At 60.7% G+C, this 22,192-nt stretch carries 20 protein-coding genes; 4 read left to right on the top strand and 16 right to left on the bottom strand.

What is annotated here, in order from left to right:
- Window positions 1-91: 91 nt before the first annotated feature.
- From pyk to gcl, 5 genes are all read right to left on the bottom strand, one after another.
- A complete protein-coding gene (pyk, locus tag PspTeo4_RS13960) occupies window positions 92-1,507 on the bottom strand; it encodes a pyruvate kinase (RefSeq protein ID WP_322364390.1) in 1,416 nt (471 codons plus the stop codon).
- Complete coding sequence (locus PspTeo4_RS13955; RefSeq protein WP_322364388.1) at window positions 1,504-2,778, bottom strand: glycerate kinase; 1,275 nt, start codon at window positions 2,776-2,778, stop codon at window positions 1,504-1,506. Before PspTeo4_RS13955 ends, pyk begins: the two co-directional genes overlap by 4 nt.
- A gap of 232 nt (window positions 2,779-3,010) precedes the next feature.
- Window positions 3,011-3,904, bottom strand: coding sequence for a 2-hydroxy-3-oxopropionate reductase (locus tag PspTeo4_RS13950; RefSeq protein WP_232856780.1), 894 nt, complete (start codon window positions 3,902-3,904; stop codon window positions 3,011-3,013).
- A gap of 175 nt (window positions 3,905-4,079) precedes the next feature.
- Entirely contained in the window at window positions 4,080-4,862 is a 783-nt protein-coding gene (gene hyi, locus PspTeo4_RS13945; protein WP_322364386.1) for a hydroxypyruvate isomerase, read from the bottom strand.
- A gap of 55 nt (window positions 4,863-4,917) precedes the next feature.
- Window positions 4,918-6,693 carry a glyoxylate carboligase gene (gcl, locus tag PspTeo4_RS13940; protein WP_322364385.1) on the bottom strand — a complete coding sequence of 592 codons (1,776 nt, stop codon included), beginning with the start codon at window positions 6,691-6,693 and terminating at the stop codon, window positions 4,918-4,920.
- Between the two features lie 257 nt (window positions 6,694-6,950).
- Between gcl and PspTeo4_RS13935 the strand changes: the two genes are divergently transcribed.
- Complete coding sequence (locus PspTeo4_RS13935; protein ID WP_008091653.1) at window positions 6,951-7,391, top strand: GlcG/HbpS family heme-binding protein; 441 nt, start codon at window positions 6,951-6,953, stop codon at window positions 7,389-7,391.
- Between the two features lie 152 nt (window positions 7,392-7,543).
- On the opposite strand, the gene PspTeo4_RS13930 is transcribed toward PspTeo4_RS13935, so the two are convergent.
- A complete protein-coding gene (locus PspTeo4_RS13930) occupies window positions 7,544-8,155 on the bottom strand; it encodes a TetR/AcrR family transcriptional regulator (RefSeq protein WP_322364384.1) in 612 nt (203 codons plus the stop codon).
- Between the two features lie 132 nt (window positions 8,156-8,287).
- Here PspTeo4_RS13930 and PspTeo4_RS13925 point away from each other — a divergent pair, with 132 nt between their 5' ends.
- A complete protein-coding gene (locus tag PspTeo4_RS13925; RefSeq protein ID WP_322364383.1) occupies window positions 8,288-9,196 on the top strand; it encodes a DUF808 domain-containing protein in 909 nt (302 codons plus the stop codon).
- On the opposite strand, the gene PspTeo4_RS13920 is transcribed toward PspTeo4_RS13925, so the two are convergent.
- Window positions 9,186-11,141, bottom strand: coding sequence for an LTA synthase family protein (locus tag PspTeo4_RS13920; protein ID WP_322364382.1), 1,956 nt, complete (start codon window positions 11,139-11,141; stop codon window positions 9,186-9,188). The genes PspTeo4_RS13925 and PspTeo4_RS13920 overlap by 11 nt on opposite strands.
- Before the next feature lie 151 nt (window positions 11,142-11,292).
- On the opposite strand from PspTeo4_RS13920, the gene PspTeo4_RS13915 reads away from it, so the two are divergent.
- A complete protein-coding gene (locus tag PspTeo4_RS13915) occupies window positions 11,293-11,607 on the top strand; it encodes a hypothetical protein (protein ID WP_322364381.1) in 315 nt (104 codons plus the stop codon).
- Between the two features lie 65 nt (window positions 11,608-11,672).
- Here the strand turns inward: PspTeo4_RS13915 and PspTeo4_RS13910 are convergent, their stop codons facing one another.
- From PspTeo4_RS13910 to puuE, 7 genes are all read right to left on the bottom strand, one after another.
- Entirely contained in the window at window positions 11,673-12,455 is a 783-nt protein-coding gene (locus PspTeo4_RS13910) for an outer membrane protein OmpK (RefSeq protein ID WP_322364380.1), read from the bottom strand.
- A 356-nt stretch (window positions 12,456-12,811) separates the two neighbouring features.
- Window positions 12,812-13,597, bottom strand: a complete 786-nt coding sequence (locus PspTeo4_RS13905; protein WP_322364378.1) for an outer membrane protein OmpK — start codon at window positions 13,595-13,597, stop codon at window positions 12,812-12,814.
- Window positions 13,598-13,734: 137 nt separating this feature from the next.
- Window positions 13,735-15,090, bottom strand: coding sequence for a nucleobase:cation symporter-2 family protein (locus PspTeo4_RS13900; RefSeq protein WP_322364377.1), 1,356 nt, complete (start codon window positions 15,088-15,090; stop codon window positions 13,735-13,737).
- Between the two features lie 215 nt (window positions 15,091-15,305).
- Window positions 15,306-16,625: a urate hydroxylase PuuD gene (locus PspTeo4_RS13895; protein WP_322364376.1), complete on the bottom strand. Its 1,320-nt coding sequence runs from the start codon at window positions 16,623-16,625 to the stop codon at window positions 15,306-15,308.
- Between the two features lie 43 nt (window positions 16,626-16,668).
- Window positions 16,669-17,172, bottom strand: coding sequence for an ureidoglycolate lyase (locus PspTeo4_RS13890; RefSeq protein ID WP_027921248.1), 504 nt, complete (start codon window positions 17,170-17,172; stop codon window positions 16,669-16,671).
- Window positions 17,173-17,279: 107 nt separating this feature from the next.
- Complete coding sequence (uraD, locus tag PspTeo4_RS13885) at window positions 17,280-17,795, bottom strand: 2-oxo-4-hydroxy-4-carboxy-5-ureidoimidazoline decarboxylase (RefSeq protein ID WP_322364375.1); 516 nt, start codon at window positions 17,793-17,795, stop codon at window positions 17,280-17,282.
- Complete coding sequence (puuE, locus tag PspTeo4_RS13880) at window positions 17,795-18,721, bottom strand: allantoinase PuuE (protein WP_322364374.1); 927 nt, start codon at window positions 18,719-18,721, stop codon at window positions 17,795-17,797. The genes uraD and puuE overlap by 1 nt, the downstream gene beginning before the upstream one ends.
- 396 nt (window positions 18,722-19,117) lie before the next feature.
- On the opposite strand from puuE, the gene uraH reads away from it, so the two are divergent.
- Window positions 19,118-19,471, top strand: coding sequence for a hydroxyisourate hydrolase (uraH, locus tag PspTeo4_RS13875; RefSeq protein ID WP_322364373.1), 354 nt, complete (start codon window positions 19,118-19,120; stop codon window positions 19,469-19,471).
- A gap of 93 nt (window positions 19,472-19,564) precedes the next feature.
- Here uraH and PspTeo4_RS13870 read toward each other — a convergent pair whose 3' ends face one another.
- Window positions 19,565-20,560 (bottom strand): RHS repeat-associated core domain-containing protein, encoded by a 996-nt coding sequence (locus PspTeo4_RS13870; protein WP_322364372.1) that lies wholly within the window; start codon window positions 20,558-20,560, stop codon window positions 19,565-19,567.
- Between the two features lie 106 nt (window positions 20,561-20,666).
- Complete coding sequence (locus tag PspTeo4_RS13865; protein WP_322364370.1) at window positions 20,667-22,016, bottom strand: NCS2 family permease; 1,350 nt, start codon at window positions 22,014-22,016, stop codon at window positions 20,667-20,669.
- Window positions 22,017-22,192 lie beyond the last annotated feature (176 nt).

The raw sequence follows: 22,192 nt of genomic DNA, 5'->3' as shown, positions 1-22,192 counted from the left end.
CATCGCCGGCTTCGCCAGCTCCCACGGGTATGGTGTGAGTATCCGTGGGAGCTGGCGAAGCCGGCGATGGGCCGCAGAGCGGCCCCAAAAACTAGATCAAGGTCTCGATCCGCAGCGTATTAGTCGAGCCTGGCTTGCCGAAAGGCACACCGGCCGTGATCAGCAGCGTGTCGCCACGGCTGGCCATGCCTTGCGCCTGGGCAATCTCCAAGGCAGTGGAAACCACCTCGTCCACCTGACGCAGGCGGTCGTTGACCACCGAGTGCACGCCCCAGGCCACGCTCAGGCGGCGAGCGGTGTTGAGGTTTGGCGTCAGGTTGAGAATCGGTGCCCGTGGCCGCTCGCGTGCAGCGCGCAGGGTCGAGGCGCCCGACTCGCTGTAGTTGACCAGTACCGCCACCGGCAGGATGCCGCTGATGCGACGGATCGCGCAGCTGATGGCATCCGACACGGTCGCTTCGGCTTTCGGACGGCCAACGTCGAGCTGAGCCTGGTAGTCCGGGCCGTTCTCCACCTGGCGGATGATCTTGCTCATCATCTGCACGGCTTCCAGCGGGTAGTCGCCGGAGGCAGTCTCGGCCGACAGCATCACTGCATCAGCACCTTCGGCCACGGCGTTGGCCACGTCGGTGACCTCGGCGCGGGTCGGGGCCGGGGAGAAGCGCATGGATTCGAGCATCTGGGTGGCCACCACCACCGGTTTGCCCAGCTGACGGCAGGTGCCGATGATGCGTTTCTGGATTTGCGGCACGCTTTCGGCCGGTACTTCCACACCCAGGTCGCCACGGGCCACCATGATGGCGTCGGACAGCTCGGCAATGGCCTGCAACTGCTCGACCGCCGACGGTTTTTCAATCTTCGCCATCAGGTAGGCACGGTCGCCGATCAGCTGGCGTGCTTCGACGATGTCTTCAGGGCGCTGCACGAACGACAGGGCCACCCAGTCCACACCCAGTTCCAGGCCGAAGGCCAGGTCGCGGCGGTCTTTCTCGGTGAGCGGGGAAAGGTCGAGCACCGCTTGCGGTACGTTCACACCCTTGCGGTCGGACAGCTCACCACCGGCCAGCACTTCGGTGTCGATGGCATCGCTGTGCTTGGCGGTAACGCGCAGGCGCAGCTTGCCGTCGTCCAGCAGCAGGTCCATGCCAGGTTCCAGTGCGGCGATGATCTCTGGGTGCGGCAGGTTGACCCGGCGGCTGTCGCCCGGTGTCTTGTCCAGGTCCAGGCGCAGGGCCTGGCCGCGTTGCAGCTGAACCTTGCCTTCGGCGAACCGGCCTACGCGCAGTTTCGGGCCTTGCAGGTCCATGAGGATGCCCAGCGGGTAGTTCAGCTGTTGCTCGACTTCACGAATCCACTGATAGCGCAGGGCGTGGTCGGCATGCTCGCCGTGGCTGAAGTTGAGGCGGAAGATGTTCACGCCGGCCTCGACCAGTTGGCGAATGTCGTCGATGCCTTTGATCGCAGGGCCGAGGGTGGCGAGGATTTTGACTTTTTTATCAGGCGTCATGATTGGGCAGTCTCAAGGATGAGGATGGCGCGGAAGTCGTTGACGTTGGTGCGGGTCGGCTCGGTGACGATCAGCGCATCCAGCGCGGCGAAATAGCCGTAGCCGTTGTTGTTGTCCAGCTCATCGCTGGCGGACAGGCCCAGCGCTTCGGCACGGGCGTAGCTGTCCGGGGTCATGAAGGCGCCAGCGTTCTCCTCCGAGCCATCGATGCCGTCGGTGTCACCGGCCAGGGCATGGACGCCCGGCAGGCCCTTGAGGCTTTCGGTGAGGCTGAGCAGGAACTCGGCGTTGCGCCCGCCACGGCCATTGCCGCGCACGGTCACGGTGGTCTCGCCGCCGGACAGGATCACGCAGGGTGCCTTGAGCGGTTGGCCGTGCTGGACGATCTGCCGGGCGATGCCGGCATGCACCTTGGCCACTTCGCGCGACTCGCCTTCCAGGTCGCCGAGGATCAGCGGGCTGAAACCGGCTTGGCGGGCTTTGACGGCGGCGGCTTCCAACGATTGCTGGGGTTTGGCGATCAGCTGGAAGTGGCTGCGGGCCAGGGCCGGGTCATCGGCCTTGACGGTTTCCGAGGCTGGGTTGTTGAGCCAGTCGATGACCGCTTTCGGCGCATCGATGTTGTAGCGCTTGATGATTGCCAGCGCATCGGCCGAGGTGCTTGGGTCGGCAACGGTGGGGCCAGAGGCGATGACCGTGGCCAGGTCGCCCGGCACGTCCGAAATCGCGTAGGTGTAGACGGTGGCTGGCCAGCAGGCCTTGGCCAGGCGGCCGCCCTTGATCGCCGAGAGGTGCTTGCGCACACAGTTCATCTCGCCGATGGTGGCGCCGGATTTCAGCAGTGCTTTGTTGATCTGTTGCTTGTCGGCCAGGGTCAGGCCTTCGGCCGGCAGGGCCAGCAGGGCAGAGCCACCGCCGGACAGCAGGAAGATGACGCGGTCTTGTTCAGTCAGGTTGCTGACCAGATCGAGCACGCGCTTGGCCACGGCCAGGCCAGCGGCATCGGGTACCGGGTGGGCGGCTTCGACCACCTCGATCTTCTGGCAGTTGGCGCCATGACCATAGCGGGTGACGACGAGACCGGAGACTTCGCCCTGCCAGCTTTTCTCGACCACTTCGGCCATGGCGGCTGCGGCCTTGCCGGCGCCAATGACGATGACCCGGCCGCTACGGTCGGCGGGCAGGTAGGGTTCGAGGACTTGGCGGGGGTGGGCGGCAGCGATGGCTGTGTCGAACAGCTCGCGGAGAATTTTTTGCGGATCGACCGACATGGCAGGCTCCCAATTGTTTTTGTTCTGCAGAATCGAAAACGCCCCTGGAACTGCCTCCGTGCAGGCCGAACCAGGGGCGGGTGTTGCTCGGTACCACTGTTGAACCTGTGGTCGCAGGTCAATCAGTGTTGGATTCTTCGCGGGTAAACCCGCTCCCACAGGATTACTGCTGCCCTCAGGCCTGCGGAATACCTGTGGGAGCGGGTTTACCCGCGAAGAGGCCGGTACAGGCTTACTTGTCGTCGCGGATCGAGAAGTTGGCCATGTGCTCCAGGCCTTTGATCAGCGCCGAGTGGTCCCAGTTGCCGCCGCCCAGCGCCACGCAGGTGCTGAACACTTGCTGGGCGTTGGAGGTGTTGGGCAGGTTGATGCCCAGCTCCTTGGCGCCTTGCAGGGCCAGGTTCAGGTCTTTCTGGTGCAGGTTGATGCGGAAGCCTGGGTCGAAGGTGCCTTTGATCATGCGCTCGGCGTGCACTTCCAGAATCTTCGAGGACGCGAAGCCGCCCATCAGGGCTTCACGCACCTTGGCTGGGTCGGCGCCGTTCTTGGCGGCGAACAGCAGGGCTTCACCGACTGCCTGGATGTTCAGGGCGACGATGATCTGGTTGGCGACCTTGGCGGTCTGGCCATCGCCGTTGCCACCGACGCGGGTGATGTTCTTGCCCATGGCTTCGAACAGCGGCAGGGCGCGTTCGAAGGCTTTCGGGCAGCCACCGACCATGATGCTCAGGGTCGCGGCCTTGGCGCCGACTTCACCGCCGGATACCGGGGCATCCAGGTAGGCAGCGCCGGTGGCCTTGATCTTCTCGGCGAAGGCTTTGGTGGCGGTAGGGGAGATCGAGCTCATGTCGATCACGACCTTGTTCGGGCCAACGCCTTCGGCAACGCCGTTCTCACCGAACAGGACGCTCTCGACCTGCGGGGTGTCCGGGACCATGACGATGATGAATTCAGCTTCCTGGGCCACTTCCTTCGGGTTGGCCAGGGCGACTGCGCCTGCGGCGATCAGGTCGGCTGGCGCTGCGTCGTGGTGAGTGGAAACGAAGATGCTGTGACCTGCTTTCTGCAGGTTCTGGGCCATGGGTTTGCCCATGATGCCGGTGCCGAGGAAACCGATTTTAGCCATGAGAATGTGCCTCTTTAATTTTGTTCAGTTCAGGCGCTGCAATGTGTGCGGGCTAATTGGGGCCGCTTTGCGGCCCATCGCAGGCTTCGCCAGCTCCCACCGGGGCTGTTTCTGTAGGAGCTGGCGAAGCCTGCGATGGGCTGCAATGCAGCCCCCAGCATCCACAGAGGATCGATCAGATTGCGTTGTGGGTCTTCAGCCAGCCCAGACCCGCTTCGGTGGTGGTCAGCGGCTTGTACTCCGCGCCCACCCAGCCCTGGTAGCCGATGCGGTCCAGGTGTTCGAACAGGAAGCGGTAGTTGATTTCACCGGTGCCTGGCTCGTGGCGGCCTGGGTTGTCAGCCAGCTGAATGTGGTTGATCAGCTTCAGGTTGGCTTCCATGGTGCGGGCCAGGTCACCTTCCATGATCTGCATGTGGTAGATGTCGTACTGCAGGAACAGGTTGTCGCTGCCCACTTCAGCCTGAATCTCCAGCGCTTGCTGGGTGGTGTTCAGGTAGAAGCCCGGGATGTCGCGGGTGTTGATCATTTCCATGACCAGGCGAATACCGGCGGCCTTGAGCTTGTCAGCCGCGTAGCGCAGGTTTTCGACGAAGGTCTTGCGCACGGTGGCGCAGTCCAGGCCTTGCGGGCGAATGCCGGCCAGGGCGTTGACCTGGGTGTTGCCCAGGACCTTGGCGTATTCGATGGCCTTGTCGACACCGGCGCGGAACTCTTCGACGCGGTCGGGGTGGCAGGTGATGCCACGCTCGCCTTTGGCCCAATCGCCTGCGGGCAGGTTGAACAGCACCTGGGTCAGGCCGTGAGCGTCAAGCTGTTGCTTGATTTCAGCTGCGCTGAAGTCGTACGGGAAGAGGTATTCGACACCGCTGAAACCAGCGTCGGCGGCAGCCTTGAAGCGGGCCAGGAAGTCCTGTTCGGTGAACAGCATGGACAGGTTGGCAGCGAAGCGAGGCATGAGTTGTCTCCTTGCGATGAAGGCCCCCAGCGCAATGCCTGGGGGCGTCAGGCGATCAGTCCAGCAGCGAGATGGCGGTCGGCGCGTCGTTGCCGACCAGGGCGAGGTCTTCGAACTCGTTAACCGCGTTGATCTCGGTGCCCATGGAAATGTTGGTCACACGCTCGAGAATCACTTCGACCACGACCGGTACACGGAACTCTTCGGCCATTTTCTGTGCCTTGAGCAGGGCCGGGGCGATCTCGCCTGGCTCGAATACGCGGATGGCCTTGCAGCCCAGGCCTTCGACCACGGCGACATGGTCGACACCGTAGGTGGCGGCGTCGGTCGAGTTGATATTCTCGAACGCCAGTTGTACACAGTAATCCATGTCGAAGCCACGCTGCGCCTGGCGAATCAGGCCCAGGTAGGCGTTGTTCACCAGTACGTGAACGTATGGCAGGTTGAACTGCGCGCCCACCGCCAGCTCTTCGATCATGAACTGGAAGTCGTAGTCACCCGACAGCGCGACGACCTTGCGCTTCGGATCGGCTTTCACCACACCCAGGGCAGCAGGAATGGTCCAGCCCAGTGGGCCGGCCTGGCCGCAGTTGATCCAGTGACGTGGCTTGTACACGTGCAGGAACTGCGCGCCAGCGATCTGCGACAGGCCGATGGTGCTGACGTAGCAGGTGTCCTTGCCGAATACCTGGTTCATCTCTTCGTAAACGCGCTGCGGCTTGACCGGCACGTTGTCGAAGTGGGTCTTGCGCTGCAGGCTCGACTTGCGCTGCTGGCAGTCTTCCAGCCAGGCCTTGCGGCACTTGAGCTTGCCAGCGGCTTTCCACTCGCGGGCCACTTCCAGGAACACGTCCAGCGCCTTGCCAGCATCGGAAACGATACCCAGGTCTGGGGTGAACACGCGGCCGATCTGGGTTGGCTCGATATCGACGTGAACGAACTTGCGGCCTTCGGTGTAAACGTCAACGGAACCGGTGTGGCGGTTGGCCCAGCGGTTGCCGATACCGAACACCAGGTCGGACTTGAGCAGGGTGGCGTTGCCGTAGCGGTGCGAAGTCTGCAGGCCGACCATGCCAACCATCTGCGCGTGGTCGTCCGGAATGGTGCCCCAGCCCATCAGGGTCGGGATGACCGGCACACCGGTCAGCTCGGCGAACTCGACCAGCTTGTCGCTGGCATCGGCGTTGATGATGCCACCACCGGCCACCAGCAGTGGGCGCTCGGCGTCATTGAGCAGGGCCAGGGCTTTTTCAGCCTGTACGCGGGTAGCGGACGGCTTGTGCACCGGCAGCGGCTCGTAGGCATCGATGTCGAATTCGATCTCGGCCATCTGCACGTCGAACGGCAGGTCGATCAGCACAGGGCCTGGGCGGCCGGTGCGCATTTCATAGAAGGCCTTCTGGAAGGCGTAAGGCACCTGGCCCGGCTCCAGAACGGTGGTTGCCCACTTGGTGACTGGCTTGACGATGTTGGTGATATCGACTGCCTGGAAGTCTTCCTTGTGCAGGCGAGCACGCGGAGCCTGGCCGGTGATGCAGAGGATTGGAATGGAGTCGGCCGAAGCGCTGTAAAGGCCGGTGACCATGTCGGTGCCGGCAGGGCCGGAGGTACCGATGCACACGCCGATATTGCCCGGATTGGCACGGGTGTAGCCCTCGGCCATGTGCGAGGCGCCTTCGACGTGACGAGCGAGGACGTGATCGATGCCACCGACTTTCTTCAGGGCCGAGTACAGCGGGTTGATGGCAGCCCCCGGGATGCCGAACGCGGTATCTACACCTTCACGGCGCATGACCAGAACGGCTGCATCGATTGCTCTCATTTTGCTCATGGTTTGTGCCTCATCGATTTTGTAATTGTATACAACTTGCTTTGTGCCAGAGTGTATTCATGCCTGGCGGCTCAGGTCAATTGATTTTCATCGGCTCGGCTGGCTTTCGTCCGAGCGCCCGTGAAAACGGCTATTTGCGTGATCGCATACGATCGTTTCAAATTATTGTATACAAAAATATTTGTGGTTGTGTTCTATTTGTCCTATCAGTTTTCAACTGCCCTTAGGGCTTCTCACAACAAGAAGAGGACCTTTCCATGAACGCTTTGAACCTCAAAGTCGCCGTCAGCCTGGTGAACGCCGCGCTGGCTGCGGGCCGCAAGATCAACGCCGCACCGTTGACGGTGGCGGTGCTGGACGCTGGCGGGCACCTGCTTGCGTTACAGCGTGAAGATGGGGCGAGCCTGATTCGCCCGGAGGTGGCAACCGGTAAGGCCTGGGGCGCGATTGCCCTGGGCAAGGGCTCGCGTTTGCTGGCGCTGGATGCGCAGCAGCGGCCGGCGTTTTTCGCGGCATTGAACGGGTTGGGTGAGCGGCCTGTGGTGCCGGCGCCGGGTGGTGTGTTGATTCGCGACCAGGACGGGAAGGTGCTGGGAGCGGTCGGGATCAGCGGGGATACGTCGGATATCGACGAGCAGTGTGCGATCAGTGCGATCGAGGAGGTTGGGTTGAAGGCGGATGCGGGGGTGGCCGCATAGGCGTTGGAGTGCCGGGGCTGCTTTGCAGCCCATCGCAGGCTACGCCAGCTCCCACTGATTGATGAGCTGAGCAGTTGTTGTACTAAGGCTTTTCATAGCTCCGTGGGAGCTGGCGCAGCCTGCGATGGGCCGCAAAGCGGCCCCAAAACCGGTCAGGCCACTTCGGGTTCACACCCTTTCAATACCATCCGAATGATGGTTTCCGCCGCTGCATCATAATCACTGTCAGCCAGCTTCGCCTTGCCAGTCACCGCCGAAATCTGCCAGTCGAAATCGGCATAGGTCTGGGTCGCGGCCCAGATGCTGAACATCAGGTGGTGCGCATCCACATGGGCGATCTGCCCGCGGTCGATCCAGCGCTGAATGCACTCGATGTTGTGGCGTGCCTGCTCGTTCAGCTGTTCCACCTGGCTCGGCGACAGGTGCGGCGCGCCATGCATGATCTCGCTGGCGAACACCTTCGAGGCATGGGGCAGGTCGCGGGAGATGCGGATCTTCGAGCGAATGTACGAACTCAGCACTTCCTTCGGGTCGCCATCGGCATTGAACGGCGTCGACGCCTGCATGATCGGCGCGATGATGCTTTCCAGGACCTCTCGGTAGAGGTTGTCCTTGGACTTGAAGTAGTAATACACGTTCGGCTTGGGCAGGCCGGCCTTGGCCGCGATATCGCTGGTCTTGGTGGCGGCGAAGCCCTTGTCGGCGAATTCCTCGCTGGCCGCGCGCAGGATCAGTTCCTTGTTGCGCTCGCGAATGGTGCTCATTGTCGGGGGTCTTCCTCGTGTCTGGCCACCTCAAAGAGGGATCGGCCATGGTAGCACCGGCCCCGACGGGCGCTCAAGGCAGCGACTTTCGGCTAGAATCTGGCCCACTCAACCTTTTCGGAACAGGCAAACATGGCAGGAAGCAGTCTACTGGTTCTGATCGACGACATTGCCACGGTACTCGACGATGTGTCGGTGATGACCAAGGTCGCGGCGAAGAAGACGGCGGGCGTGCTGGGTGACGACCTGGCGCTCAACGCCCAACAGGTGACCGGAGTGCGCGCCGAGCGCGAGATCCCGGTGGTGTGGGCGGTGGCCAAGGGGTCGTTCGTCAACAAGCTGATCCTGGTTCCGGCTGCGCTGCTGATCAGTGCCTTCATCCCCTGGGCGGTCACGCCACTGCTGATGATCGGCGGCGCCTACCTGTGCTTCGAGGGTTTCGAGAAGCTGGCGCACAAGTTCCTGCATAGCAAGGAAGACGAGGCAGCCGAGCACAGTGCGCTGAAGGAGGCGGTCGCCGATGCGAACGTTGACCTGGTGGCGTACGAAAAGGACAAGATAAAAGGCGCGGTGCGTACCGACTTCATCCTCTCGGCAGAAATCATCGCCATTACCTTGGGCACTGTGGCGGATGCCCCGTTGACCCAGCAGATCATCGTGCTGTCGGGCATTGCCATCGTCATGACCATCGGTGTGTACGGCCTGGTAGGCGGTATCGTCAAGCTCGATGACCTGGGGTTGTGGATGACCCAGAAAGCGTCGCGTGTGGCCCAGGCGGTTGGCAACGGCATTCTGCGCGCTGCACCCTACATGATGAAAAGCTTGTCAGTGATCGGCACTGCCGCGATGTTTTTGGTCGGTGGCGGGATTCTGGTCCACGGCATCGCGCCGTTGCATCACGCCATCGAGGCGTTCAGCGAAGGGCGCGGTGGTGCGCTGACCGGAGCGCTGCTCAACGGTTTGGCCGGCGTGGTGGCCGGCGCCGTGGTGCTGGGAGCGGTCAGCGTCGTATCCAAAATATGGCGTGCAGTCAGGGGCTGACGGCGACGCCTTTCTTTTCGGAGCTTTCCTCCCCTTTCCAGGCCAGCAAGCCCTGGCCGAAGTCGTAGGCGGCGCTCTGGTAGTAGGCAATTGCCCGGCGTACCAGCGGATTGTCCGCGTCGACGCGGGACTCTCGGCTATTGCCCAGGGCGTTCTGGTGAATCCGCATGCCGCCGCGCGGACTAAGGATGGCCAGATCCTTGCCGTCGAACAGCCCAAGGTGCTGGTAGTTGCCGATCAGCACCCGTGGCGGCAAGGCGTTTTCGCGTAGCAGGTCGCGCCCAAAGAAGGTCGAGGTGTAGTCGAAATCGAGCAGGCCAAGCAGGGTTGGCGCCAGGTCGATCTGGCTGGCCAGCGTGTTGTTTTCTCCTGCTTCGATCAGTTTCGGCGCGTAGATCCACAGCGGAATCTGGTAGTTGCTGACCGGCAGGTCTTCCACCCCTGCGCTGCCTGCGGTGTGGTCGGCGACGAAAATGAACAGTGTGTTGTCGAACCAGGGCTTGCTTCTGGCCTCCCTCAGGAACTGGGCGATGGCATGGTCGGTGTATTTCACCGCGCCTTCGCGGCCTTCACCAGAGGGGATATCGATGCGCCCGTCAGGGTAGGTGTAAGGCCGGTGATTGGAGGTGGTCATCAGTTGCAGGAAAAACGGTTGCTGCCTGGCGTGGTCGGCATCGGCCAGCTTGAGCGTTTGCCGGTAGAGGTCCTCGTCAGCCATGCCCCAGGCATTCTTGAAGCTGATTTCGTTCTCTGCAACGCTGCTCTGGTCAACGATGCGGTAGCCATTGCCGCTGAAAAACGCGTTCATGTTGTCGAAGTAGCCGCGCCCGCCATAAACGAACACGGCGTCGTAGCCCTTGGCGACCAACTGCTGGCCAAGGCTGGCATAACCGCTTTCACGGCCGATGCGCTTGACGATCGAGCGCCCTGGGGTGGGCGGGACTGACAGGGTGATGGCCTCCAGGCCACGGTCGGTACGGGTGCCGGTGGCGTAGAAATTATTGAAGTACAGGCTCTGCTGGCGCAGGGCATCGAGGTTTGGCGTGAGGTTGCGTGGGTCGCCATTGCTGCCCATGTACTTGGCGCTGAAGCTTTCGATGGTCACCAGAATGATGTTTGGCGTGCGTTGCGGGCCTTTGGCGCTGACGTGCCGGCGGATGTCCTGGGGCGCAGTGGATTGGAACTGCACATTGGGTTCGGCCAGTTCCTGGTGCATCTGTGCACCCACCTCTGCGGCGCCGAGGCTTGCGTAGAACTGGGTGTAATCCAGTTCGTTGTTACGGAACGCGGCGAAGAATTGGTAAGGGCCGTTGCTGGCCAGTTCGCGTTCGTAGGCATTGCCACCTTGACCGCGAGGGACTTGCTGGTCGATGAGCAACATGCTCAGCGCCGCCACACCGGCAAAAAGCGCAAGCCCCAGCCCTCGTTGACGCAGGGTTGCGACGGGGGCCGACAGGGCTTTGGCCAAGGCGTTGCGCAGCACCAGTGCCAGCAACGTAGCTGCCAGTGCGATGCCACCGAGCAGCATGGGCAGGGGATAGGACTCGCGAATGTTGTCGAGCACCTCCTTGGAATACACCAGGTAGTCGACTGCAATGAAATTGAAGCGCACCCCGAACTCATCCCAGAACAGCCACTCGGCCACGCTGACGAACAGCATCGCGAACAAGCTGACCACCAGCAACGCGCTCAACAGCCAGCGATGGACGCGTGTGCGCCACAGCGTTGCCGGGCACAGTGCGAAGTACAAGGCCATGGGCAGTGCAGCGTAGGAAAGGAAGCTCAGGTCGTAGATGGCCCCGGTGAAAAACAATGAGAAGTAATCGCCATTGACTTCATCCAGATGGGTAGCCAGCAACACCAGGCGCGTCAGCAGGAATATGCCGAACCAGAGTGAGCAAAGCAGCAGCAGATAGCGCCAGGAAGCGGCGAGGGAAGTGCGCATCAAGTTGGCCTGTTTTCGTTTTTTATGTGTGAAGGCAGGCAAGATAAGTTGGTGAATGCAAAAAAAATGTCAAAATTTTGCAGTGCAGTAATGGAAGGTCGGATTTATAGTCGGGACTTGTCGCGCTTCGTACACACGGGGAGGTGAGTTCATGTTCGGCAATGTATTGACCTACGATGTCTACCATCTGGCACTTTACCTGCTCGCGGTAATGGCCTGGAGCGCGCTGGGTCTGTGGATTCTGCTGCGCGGCACCGGTTCGTGGGCCCGGTATGGGGGCTTTGCACTGTTGGGCCTGACGTTGACGATCTGCTCGGTAATGCTGGTGCTGGATATTCTGAGGGTGCTGGAACACCGTCAGGTGGAATGGGGGCTGTTGATCTTTGGCATGTTCCTGCCGGCCACAATCATGTTGACCATAAAGGCAGGCTCAATAGTAAGTAGGTTTGATCTTAAAAGACTGTAAGAAAGTTCTTACAAGTTTGACGCTGACAGCGCCACGATGTAATGGCGCTGTCACGATTCAGCTGTTTAGAAGTGAACCTTGACCAGGAAGCTTGCAGTGTTCTGGTCGGTGGTGAACCCGTCGGAATCCTTGATGCCGTACTTGTTCTTCCAGTAGTCGTACTCGAAACCTACGTACAACTGCTTCTCGCCCAGGTGCAGCGCCTTGCCCAGGTCGTACTTCACCTGCGGGTTGAAGTGCAGGTTGGCGTGGTATTCGCCGCGGCGGTTCTCGTCATTGTCGACCACCCAGTCCATGAAGCCGTCGATCAGGATGTCGGACGAGCCCACAGGAATGGTGTACGACCACACCGGGGTAATCTGCCAGACGTTGTCACCGGCACGGCTGCCGTCGGTGGTGCGCTGGTAGAAGTTCAGCTGGAAGTAGTCGAAGCCCGGGATGTCCAGGTCGAAGCCTGGGCCGATCAGGTAGGACTCGGTGTCACCCTCGCCGAACTCGTAGGTCATGGCCAGCAGCACGTCCTTGACCGGGCCGAACTCCAGCTTCTGGTCGAGGATCTTGCCGAACGACAGGCGTGGGCTGACCTCGCCGTAGTAGGTGTTCGGGCCGTTGCTGGAGTCTGCCTTGCCGTTGTAGAAAATCTTGTCGACGAAGATGAAGTTGTCGCCGTACTTCCACGCGTCGGCGTGCTCGAAGGTGACGGTCTGCTGGATCTCTGGGTTGACCTTGAAGTTCTTGCCCCACAGGTAGGTGAGGCTGTTGTTCTGCCACTGCAGCAGGTCACCGGCGAAAGAGGTGCCGCAGGCCAGCAGGCCGCCCGCGAGAATCAGGCTGTTGATGGTACGCATTGCGAGTGTCGCTCCCTTGATTGAATTGTTGTCAGCGCGTGGTGTTGGCGCTTTTTTTCTGTCTTTTGAGTCAGTTTTTTTCGAATAGCCACAGTTGTTTGGCAAGAGCTGCGCCAACTTTTCCGGGTTGGGCGCAACCATCCTGCTCGACGTCGTTCTGAACGGATGAAAAGGGTATTTCAGGCTGGCAACACGTTGGCCAACCGCCCGTATTCATTGACTGAGCGGTCAGTAAACGCAGGCAGAATCCATCCTGCCCTGATCGAGGGGGCGCGCAGATTACTCACTTGCGCGCCTTGTCTCAAGTGCTCCGTCCTGGAGCACAGTGATGCAAACTTGGGCGTTTGGTCAGCTTCTTAGAAATGCACTTTCACCAGGGCGCTGAACACGCTTTGGTTGCTTTGCACATTGCCTTGGCTGTCGATGCCGTACTTGTCCTTCCAATAGCTGTACTCGAAGCCAACATAGAGCTGCTTGGCGCCGAGGTTCATGGCCTTGCCCAGGTCATACTTGACCTGCGGGTTGAACTGCAGGTTGGAATGGTAGGTACCGCGTCGGGTCTGGTCGTTGTCCACCACCCAGTCCATGTAGCCGTCGATCAGAATGTCCGATTTGCCGGCGGGAATCGTGTAGGAGAAGGTCGGGGTGATCTGCCAGACGTTGTCACCCGGGCGGCTGCCTTCGGTGTTGCGCAGGTAGAAATTGAGGGTGAAATAGTTGAATCCGGGAATGTTCAGGTCGAAGCCGGGGCCGATCAGGTAGGCTTCGTTATCGCCTTCGCCACGCTCGTAGGTCATGGCCAGCAGCACGTCCTTGATCGGGCCGAACGCGAAGTTCTGGCCGGTGATCTTGCCCAACGACAGGCGCGGGCTGAACTCACCGTAATAGGTGGTCACGCCTTTGCTGGGGTCGGCCTTGCCGTTGTAGAAAATCTTGTCGATGAACAGGAACGTGTCGCCGTATTTCCATTTGTTGGCGTGCTCGAACGTGATCGTCTGCTGGATGTCGGGGTTGACCTTGAAGTCCTTGCCATACAGGTAGGACAGGCTTTCGCCATGCCACTGCAGCCATTCGCCTGCATGCGAGGGGAGGGTGGCCAGCAGGCTGCTGCCCAACAGCAGGGACGAGGTGATGCGTTTCATGTTGTGATTCCCGGACTTATTGTTTTTGTTGGCGGTTTTTTCGGCGCGCAGGCGCCCCGGGCGGCCCATTCCGGCGGGCCGACGGTGTCGCAGTTATTGCAGAAGTGAGAAAGGGCGGCATTGCGCCGCCCGGTAACTCAATGTTGGTGACAGGCGTCGTTGTGCACGGCGCGGTCGGTGCCACCGAGGATGTTGAACAGCACGTTCAACACCAGCGCACTGACTGTCGCCATGGCGATGCCGCTGTGGGTGATGGGTTCCATCCACTGTGGCATCTGCGCGAAGAACTCCGGACGGACCACAGGGATCAGGCCGAAGCCGACGCTGACCGCAACCAGCAGCTGGTTGCGACGGTCGCCGATGTCCGCTTCCTGGAGAATCTTGATCCCGGTGGCGGTGACCATGCCGAACATGGCGATGGACGCGCCGCCCAGTACCGCAGGCGGGATCGAGGCAATCAGGAAAGCCGCCTTGGGCAGCAGGCTGAGCAGGATCAGCAGAGCACCGGCCACCACGGTGACGTAGCGGCAGCGCACGCCGGTCATCTGCACCAGGCCGATGTTCTGGGCGAAGGACGAGTGGGTGAAGGTGTTGAAGAAGCCCGCCACGAACGACGCGCCGGCATCGCACAGCAGGCCGCGACGCAGCATGCCGGGGGTGACTTCGCGGTCGGTGACCTTGCCCAGGGCCAGGAACATGCCGGTGGATTCGACAAAGATGATCACCACCACCAGGCACATGGACAGGATCGGCGCCAGGCTGAAGGTCGGCATGCCGAAATGCAGTGGCGTGACGACTTGCAACCAAGGCGCTTCGGACAGGCCGGACAGGTCAACCATGCCGATGGAACCGGCCAGGATGTAGCCCAGGCCCATGCCCACCAGCACCGATACGTTCACCCAGAACCCGCGCATGAAGCGGTTGATCAGCAGGATTACCGCCAGCACCAGGCCGGCCACCAGCAGGTAGATTGGCGAGCCGAAGGTTTCCGCTTCTTGGCCGCCACCGGCCCAGTTGACCGCAACCGGGAACAGCGAAAGGCCAATGGAGGTAATCACCGTGCCAGTGACCAGCGGTGGGAAGAAGCGTACGACCTTGGACATGAACGGCGCGATCAGCATGCCGAAGAACCCGGCGGCGATGGTCGCACCGAAGATTCCCTGCAGGCCCACACCGGGCATGCCGGCCATGGCCACCATGCTGCCGACGGCTGCGAAGCTGGCGCCCATCATCACCGGCATGCGGATGCCCACCGGGCCGATACCGAACGACTGGATAATGGTGGCAACGCCGGCAACCAGCAGGTCGGCGTTGATCAGGAAGGCGACTTCTTCGCGAGACAGTCCGGCAGCCTGGCCGATGATCAAAGGCACGGCAATCGCGCCTCCATACATCAGCAGAACGTGTTGCAGGCCTACCAGAATCAGTTGGAACAGGGGCAGAGGCTGTCGCGGCGGCGCAACTGGAATGTACGCCTTGCGTGACTCGGACATGCAGCACCTCGAGTTTTGTTTTTATTCTCGGATCCAAGCGTCAGGCTGCAGGCGGCAAGCTTTCGGTAGAAAGCCTGGGGTTCCCGCATGAAGCCCGAACGCTCGATGCTTGCTTGTTGCGTGTTTCTTCAAACGTTGGGCCGGCAGTACCGGCCCTTTCGCGGCGCAAGGCCGCTCCCACAGGGGCGCGCGGACGCCCCGGCGGGAGAGGTGCATCAGTTCACCGGGGCGCCTTTGGCGATCCAGTCACCGACCAGCTTGCGCTCTTCGGCGGTCATCTGAGTGATGTTGCCCAGCGGCATGATCTGGCTGGCGACCGCTTGCGCCTGAATGCGCGCGGCCTGGGCCTGGATTTGCTGCGGGGTGTCGAACATCACGCCAGCAGGGGCGGCGCTGAACAGTGGGCTGGTCGGCTTGGACGAGTGGCACACTGTGCAGCGTTCCTGGATGACGGTGTGGATCTTGTCGAAGGCGTCGCCACCGGCCTGGGCGGTTGCCTGGGCTGGTGCTTCGGCGGGGGCCTCGACCGGCTTGGCCGCTTCCTCGGCACGCAGTTCGGCAGCAGTCTTGCCACCTACGGCAGTGGCTGGCAAAGGCTGGTACTCGATCTTCGCAGCAGCCTGCTCAGGCGCAACGGCCATCGGCTTGGGACCGGTGACATAGGCCAGGCAGATCATCGCCAGGGCACCGACAGGCAGGGTCCAGGCGTACTTGTTGCTGTCGTGGCGGGTGTTGAAGTAGTGACGGATCAGTACCGCCGCTACCGCGATGCCGGCCAGGATCAACCAGTTGTACTGGCTGCCGTAGGTGCTCGGGAAGTGGTTGCTGATCATGATGAACAGCACCGGCAGGGTGAAGTAGTTGTTGTGGCGCGAGCGCAGCAGGCCCTTGGCCGGCAGTACCGGGTCGGGGGTCTGGTTGTTCTCGATCGCGGCCACCAGCTGGCGCTGGGCCGGCATGATGATGCGGAACACGTTGCCGACCATGATGGTGCCGATGATCGCGCCGGTGTGCAGGTAGGCGCCACGGCCGCTGAACACCAGGCTGAAGCCGAAGCAGGCGGCGATGATCAGGACGAACAGCACGGCACCGAGCAGCGCAGGCTTTTTACCCAGCGGCGAGTCGCACAGGAAGTCGTAGATGAACCAGCCGGCGATCAGCGAACCGATACCGATGGCGACGCCTTCGGCACCGCTCAGGGTGCTGCCGGGGGCCAGCAGGTACAGGGTCGGGTTCCAGTAGAACACCACGCACAGCAGGGCGATACCGGACATCCAGGTGAAGTAGGCTTCCCATTTGAACCAGTGCAGGTTCTCGGGCATTTTCGGGGGTGCGAGTTTGTATTTCTCCAGGTGGTAGATACCACCGCCGTGAATTGCCCAGAGATCACCCGACAACCCATCGCGCGGGTTGCTTCGGTTCAGGTGGTTCTCCAGCCAGACGAAGTAGAACGATGCACCGATCCAGGCGACACCGGTGATCATGTGAACCCAGCGAATGCTCAGGTTCAGCCATTCGTGAAGGTGTGCTTCCACAGTATGTACCTCTGCCGGTCACCAAACGATGACCGACCTTTTCTTATTGGTGGGGATTGAGGATCAGCATCTGTTCCTCGGTGAAGTAATGCTCGTCGCAGTTGTTGCCAGAACCACTGCGATCAACCACCAGGAAGTCATCCCGCTTTTCGATCGTCAGCACCGGGTGGTGCCAAACGCCGCGATGGTAATTAACGCCCTGCCTGCCATTACTGCGGAAGGCACGGACCAAGCCTGATACAGGTGCATCGCCAACGGGCGCGACCACGATCAGAAAGGGGTTGCCGAGCAGCGGGATGAAAGCCTGGCTGCCCAGCGGATGGCGTTCCAGCATGCGCACGGTCAGCGGCATGTCCTGCGCGTCGGCGCGGAAGATGCTGATGATCGCTTTGTCTTCAGGCTCGGCGGTCTCGACCGTGGCGAGCTTGTGAAAGCGCATGGTCGAGCCGTTGTTGATCATGAAGTGGTCGCTGCCGTCGGTTTCGATCACGTCACCGAAAGGGGCGAAGGCTTCTTTGGTCAGGGGCTCGATCATCAGGGTGCGCATGCGGTTATCTCTTCTATGTTCGTTGTTCTTGAATAGGTGGACCGGCTTGCAGCCCAGGCCCTGGGTACGGACGCGTCACGCACTCGGGTCAGGGCTGCGCTCAGTCCTCAAAGCTGCAGCAGGCGGAACAGGGCAATCAGGTTGATCTGCGCCAGGGCTTCCTTGAACTCGGCTTCGGCATCGTTGTGAATGCGTTTTTCGAACGAGGCCAGAATCTGGTGTCGGTTGCTGCCCTTGACCGCCATGATGAACGGGAACTGGAACTTGGCCTTGTAGGCATCGTTCAGTTCGGTGAACCGGGCGAACTCTTCGGCGGTGCACTGGTGAATGCCAGCGCCGGCCTGCTCGTTGGTGCTCGATTCAGTCAGCTCGCCCTGGATGGCGGCTTTGCCGGCCAGGTCCGGGTGAGCATTGATCAGGGCCAGCTGGTCTGCGTGGCTGGCGCTGAGCAGGATGTCGCTCATGCGCTGGTGCAGCGCCTCGATCTCGTCCAGTTCGCCCGGTTGGCCCAGGTCGAAGGCTTTTTCTGCGACCCACGGCGAGTGCTCGTAGATATCGGCGAAAGCCTCGACGAAGGCGTCACGGTCCAGGGCGGATGGCTTGAGGGTCTTGAAGGCGGTCATCAGGCATTCTCTTTCTTGTACGGGTGGGTGGTGTGCCAGTGGCGGGCGATGTCCACACGACGGGCGAACCAGACCTGCTCGTGGCTCTTGGCGTAGTCGACGAAGCGCTTGAGCGCGGCGAGGCGCGCTGGGCGGCCGACCAGGCGGCAGTGCAGGCCGATGGAAAGCATCTTCGGTGCCTCGGCGCCTTCTGCGTACAGCACGTCGAAGGCATCCTTGAGGTACTGGAAGAACTGCTCGCCGCAGTTGAAGCCCTGTACCTGGGTGAAGCGCATGTCGTTGGTGTCCAGGGTGTAGGGAATCACCAGGTGCGGCTTGTCGGTGGGGTTGTTCGGCTCCCAGTAGGGCAGGTCGTCGTCATAGGTGTCGCTGTCATAGAGGAAGCCACCTTCCTCCATCACCAGACGGCGGGTGTTCGGGCCGGTGCGGCCGGTGTACCAGCCCAGCGGGCGCTCGCCGGTCAGTTCGGTGAGGATGCGGATGGCTTCGAGCATGTGCTCGCGCTCTTGCGCCTCGTCCATGTTCTGGTAGTCGATCCAGCGGTAGCCGTGGCTGCAGATTTCATGGCCGGCTTCGACCATGGCGCGAATCACGTCGGGGTGGCGTTGGGCGGCCATGGCCACGGCGAAGATGGTCAGCGGCACGCCACTGTCCTTGAACAGCTTGAGCAGGCGCCAGACGCCAGCGCGGCTACCATACTCGTACAGCGACTCCATGCTCATGTTGCGCTGGCCCTGCAGTGGCTGGGCGGCAACCATTTCGGAGAGGAAGGCTTCGGACTCTTTGTCACCATGCAGAATGTTGCGTTCGCCGCCTTCTTCGTAATTGAGCACGAAAGACAGAGCGATGCGGGCATTGCCCGGCCATTGCGGGTGAGGTGGGTTGTTGCCGTAACCGATCAGGTCGCGAGGGTAGTCAGCGCTCACTGCAGTCTTCCTTCTTGTGCGTTAGTGCGGGGGTGGGCGGGCCGCGTCGGGATGTCGCACCACCGGATGGGCTGATTGTATACAACTTCTGAAATCTTTTGTAAGCCTGTTTTTCCGCATTTCTTCCCATTTGTCGCATGAGCCTTGCCTGGAAAGCCTTTGCAAGAAACCTGCCCATTTGGTCAGTTAATGGTGTTGACGTCGGCATAGCGCCTGTATTAGCGACTGGTGACCGGTTTGCCGGGGCGTAACGGCAGGGGCGGCGGATGGGTTCAAAAAATTGTGTACAATCTTTTGCGAAAATGTCTTAATGGCTGCATTCCCGAATACGGTAAGGCCCATTTTGGTGCCTGCCGGGTATTTTCTGCCCACGATCTGCACAAGAGGCGACAAGCAATGGGACGTTTGACCACACACGTACTGGATGCCGCGCACGGCTGCCCAGGCAGCTCGATCAAGGTCGAGCTCTACCGCGTCGAAGGCCAGCAACTGGAGCTGGTGAACACTGCCCTGACCAACAGCGACGGCCGCGTCGACGCGCCGTTGCTGCAGGGTGACGATTACCGTACTGGCGTCTACCAGCTGCAATTCAGCGCAGGCGCCTACTACCGTGCCCGTGGCGTGCAGTTGCCGGAGCCGGCGTTTCTGGATGTTGTGGTGCTGCGCTTTGGCATCGACGAGAAGCAGGATCACTACCACGTGCCGCTGCTGATCTCGCCGTACAGCTACTCGACCTATCGTGGAAGCTAGTTGGTCACTAGAAGAATCTTCGTAGGTCCTTTGGCCCGCTCTCACACTGGCGGGCTTTTTTTCGTCTGCCAGAAATTTCGTTACCTTAGGTGTCTATTTGGCGGGGGAGGTGAATTCGCGCAATTTATCGCGCACTTCAGCAGGCATGTTGAATTCTTGGGTGGATAGGTATTTGCCAGTTTTGTAGGCCGCGTGGTCTAGCGGGCCGGAAACGACCGTTGCAATAAAATTGAAACCTGCACCTACTGCTGCCTGCGGTTGGCCGGTCTCGATGTAACCCTTTCCCCATCCTTTGGTGCTCCCCCAGTGCGATGCTGTGTTTAAACTGCCTGAATGTGTTGCCTTTATGTAGTAAGTGGCTTGTTCCATGGTCAGGCTTGCATCGCCGTGTGTGGCCAGATTGAAGTTGACGCCATTTACGGCCTTGTCGAATGGGCGAGACGATTTGTTGGAGTATTGCATTAGAAATTTCCGCTCAACCGGGAAATCATGTGGTTGGATCGGGCCTCGCGTGAGCGCGTGTTGTGTTGTGAGTTTTACTTCCAAAAGGAAGTCTGATTTCTGTTTTGTCAACGCGATCGTCAAGCCGCCAATAGTAATTTTTACTAAGGGGGTCAGGGGCTTGAACAGCACGTGGAATATCGATTTTCCACTCGGATCTCGAAGATTAATTGGGTCGCCGTGGCAGTACATGTAACTATTCAAGCCACCTGCGGCAAAGGGGCTCAGGTGATCTGGGCTGTGGAAGCGCATCATCTTTGGGTTGAAGGCGCGATGGCCGTTGCCAAGCAAGTAGCAGCCCAAGAGATGCTCTAGGCGTTCACCGTTGAACTGGAGTAGGCATGTTTCACTTGTGTCGGCGGGTGAGTATCCAAATGGCCCGTAGCGAAAGTGAGTAAGGATGCTTAGTGTGGATGAACTCAGGGTGGAACACTGAGGGTCGCAGGCAAACAGAGCTGCGGGTTCGCGGTTGGAGATTTGCGCCAAAGGCAGGCTCTCGTGACGCATCACACTGACCGCGACTGCATCCTTAACTTGGGTCGTGAGAAGGTGTTTGTTGTAGAACCAAAAGGTTGGTTTGTTTGGCATGGGACGACACGAGTGATCTCTCTGGTATCGGGAGGATAATGGTTCGGCGCCCTCATGTGACCTGACAAAATTATCAGGTCACATGTCCGCAGTGGTTGCTTAGGCTTTATAGGAACACAAACTTCGCGATGAAAATCGCACACAGCACCCACAGGCTGGCCGAGATCTCCTTGTACTTGCCAGTACCCGCCTTCAACGCCACATAGCTGATAAAGCCCAGGGCAATACCATCGGCGACGGAGAAGGTCAGCGGCATCATGATCACCGTGACGATCGCCGGAATGCTGTCGGTGGCTTCGTCCCAATGAATGTGCGCCATGCTGCCCATCATCAGCATCGCCACATAGATAAGCGCGCCAGCAGTGGCATAGGCCGGAATCATGCCGGCCAGCGGTGCAAAGAACATTGCAGCGACGAACAGGATGCCGACCACCACCGCCGTCAGGCCGGTACGGCCACCCGCCGCGACGCCTGCAGCACTTTCCACATAGCTGGTCACTGGCGGCACGCCGACCACGGCACCGAACACGCTGGAGGCACTGTCTGCCTTGAGCGCGCGCGACAGGTTTTCGATGCGTCCGTCAGGCGCCACCAGGTTGGCCCGCTGCGCCACGCCCATCAAGGTGCCGGCGGTGTCGAACATGTGCACGAACAGAAACGCCAGCACCACGCTGATCATGCTGACGTTGAACACGCCCGCCACATCCATGGCCATCCAGGTCGGTGCCAGGCTCGGTGGCATCGACATCACGCCGCCGAACTTCACCAGCCCCAGGCCCCAGCCGGCCAGGGTGACACCGATGATGCTGATCAGAATCGCACCGAACACGCGTTTGTAGCTGAGGATTGCGATCAGCAGGAAGCACAGGGCCGCCAGCAACGGGCCAGGCTCATGCAGCGAGCCGAGCTTGATCAGCGTGGCCGGGCTGTCGACGATGATGCCTGCGGTCTTGAGGCCGATCAGTCCGAGAAACAGTCCGACGCCGGCACCCATGGCATGTCGCAGGCTCACCGGGATGCTGTTGAGCAGCCACTCGCGAACCTTCGACAAGGTCAGGAACATGAACAGCACCCCCGAGACGAACACCGCCCCGAGCGCGGTTTCCCAGTTGTAGCCCATGGTGCCGACCACGGTGTAGGTAAAGAAGGCATTCAGGCCCATGCCCGGTGCCAGGCCCACCGGCCAGTTGGCGTACAGGCCCATCAACAGGCAGCCCAGGGCGGCGGCGATGCAGGTGGCGACGAAGGCGGCACCATGGTCGATGCCGGCGTCGGCCATGATGTTGGGGTTGACGAAGATGATGTAGGCCATGGTGATGAAGGTGGTCACCCCGGCGATCAGTTCGGTTCTGACGGTGCTGCCATGTTGCTTGAGTTTGAAAATCCGCTCCAGCCAGCCCGTTTCGAGCGGTGGGGCGAGATCCAGCGTAGGGGCTTCGGATTTGTGGCGTTCCACAGCGAGTACTCCTCAAGTCTTTCTTGTTGTTGTAGAGCCATTATCCTGCGCAAAGCACTTGGCGGCTCCGAGAGGGAAGGCAGACGTCTGACCATTTTGTTGACTCATGGGTCAAGATGTTGCTCGCTGGATTATGCTTTTGTGTACAAAGAATGCAAATAATGTTTTATCTTTTG

Source organism: Pseudomonas sp. Teo4 (assembly GCF_034387475.1).
Lineage (GTDB): Bacteria > Pseudomonadota > Gammaproteobacteria > Pseudomonadales > Pseudomonadaceae > Aquipseudomonas.
The sequence above is the reverse complement of the archived record's forward strand: the minus strand, read 5'-3'. Positions and strand labels throughout refer to the sequence as shown.

What these genes read in the sequence shown, in the direction of transcription:
- pyk (WP_322364390.1), bottom strand. Translation starts at nt 1,507, where the DNA reads ATGACGCCTGATAAAAAAGTCAAAATCCTCGCCACCCTCGGCCCTGCG.
- PspTeo4_RS13955 (WP_322364388.1), bottom strand. Translation starts at nt 2,778, where the DNA reads ATGTCGGTCGATCCGCAAAAAATTCTCCGCGAGCTGTTCGACACAGCC.
- PspTeo4_RS13950 (WP_232856780.1), bottom strand. Translation starts at nt 3,904, where the DNA reads ATGGCTAAAATCGGTTTCCTCGGCACCGGCATCATGGGCAAACCCATG.
- hyi (WP_322364386.1), bottom strand. Translation starts at nt 4,862, where the DNA reads ATGCCTCGCTTCGCTGCCAACCTGTCCATGCTGTTCACCGAACAGGAC.
- gcl (WP_322364385.1), bottom strand. Translation starts at nt 6,693, where the DNA reads ATGAGCAAAATGAGAGCAATCGATGCAGCCGTTCTGGTCATGCGCCGT.
- PspTeo4_RS13935 (WP_008091653.1), top strand. Translation starts at nt 6,951, where the DNA reads ATGAACGCTTTGAACCTCAAAGTCGCCGTCAGCCTGGTGAACGCCGCG.
- PspTeo4_RS13930 (WP_322364384.1), bottom strand. Translation starts at nt 8,155, where the DNA reads ATGAGCACCATTCGCGAGCGCAACAAGGAACTGATCCTGCGCGCGGCC.
- PspTeo4_RS13925 (WP_322364383.1), top strand. Translation starts at nt 8,288, where the DNA reads ATGGCAGGAAGCAGTCTACTGGTTCTGATCGACGACATTGCCACGGTA.
- PspTeo4_RS13920 (WP_322364382.1), bottom strand. Translation starts at nt 11,141, where the DNA reads ATGCGCACTTCCCTCGCCGCTTCCTGGCGCTATCTGCTGCTGCTTTGC.
- PspTeo4_RS13915 (WP_322364381.1), top strand. Translation starts at nt 11,293, where the DNA reads ATGTTCGGCAATGTATTGACCTACGATGTCTACCATCTGGCACTTTAC.
- PspTeo4_RS13910 (WP_322364380.1), bottom strand. Translation starts at nt 12,455, where the DNA reads ATGCGTACCATCAACAGCCTGATTCTCGCGGGCGGCCTGCTGGCCTGC.
- PspTeo4_RS13905 (WP_322364378.1), bottom strand. Translation starts at nt 13,597, where the DNA reads ATGAAACGCATCACCTCGTCCCTGCTGTTGGGCAGCAGCCTGCTGGCC.
- PspTeo4_RS13900 (WP_322364377.1), bottom strand. Translation starts at nt 15,090, where the DNA reads ATGTCCGAGTCACGCAAGGCGTACATTCCAGTTGCGCCGCCGCGACAG.
- PspTeo4_RS13890 (WP_027921248.1), bottom strand. Translation starts at nt 17,172, where the DNA reads ATGCGCACCCTGATGATCGAGCCCCTGACCAAAGAAGCCTTCGCCCCT.
- uraD (WP_322364375.1), bottom strand. Translation starts at nt 17,795, where the DNA reads ATGACCGCCTTCAAGACCCTCAAGCCATCCGCCCTGGACCGTGACGCC.
- uraH (WP_322364373.1), top strand. Translation starts at nt 19,118, where the DNA reads ATGGGACGTTTGACCACACACGTACTGGATGCCGCGCACGGCTGCCCA.
- PspTeo4_RS13870 (WP_322364372.1), bottom strand. Translation starts at nt 20,560, where the DNA reads ATGCCAAACAAACCAACCTTTTGGTTCTACAACAAACACCTTCTCACG.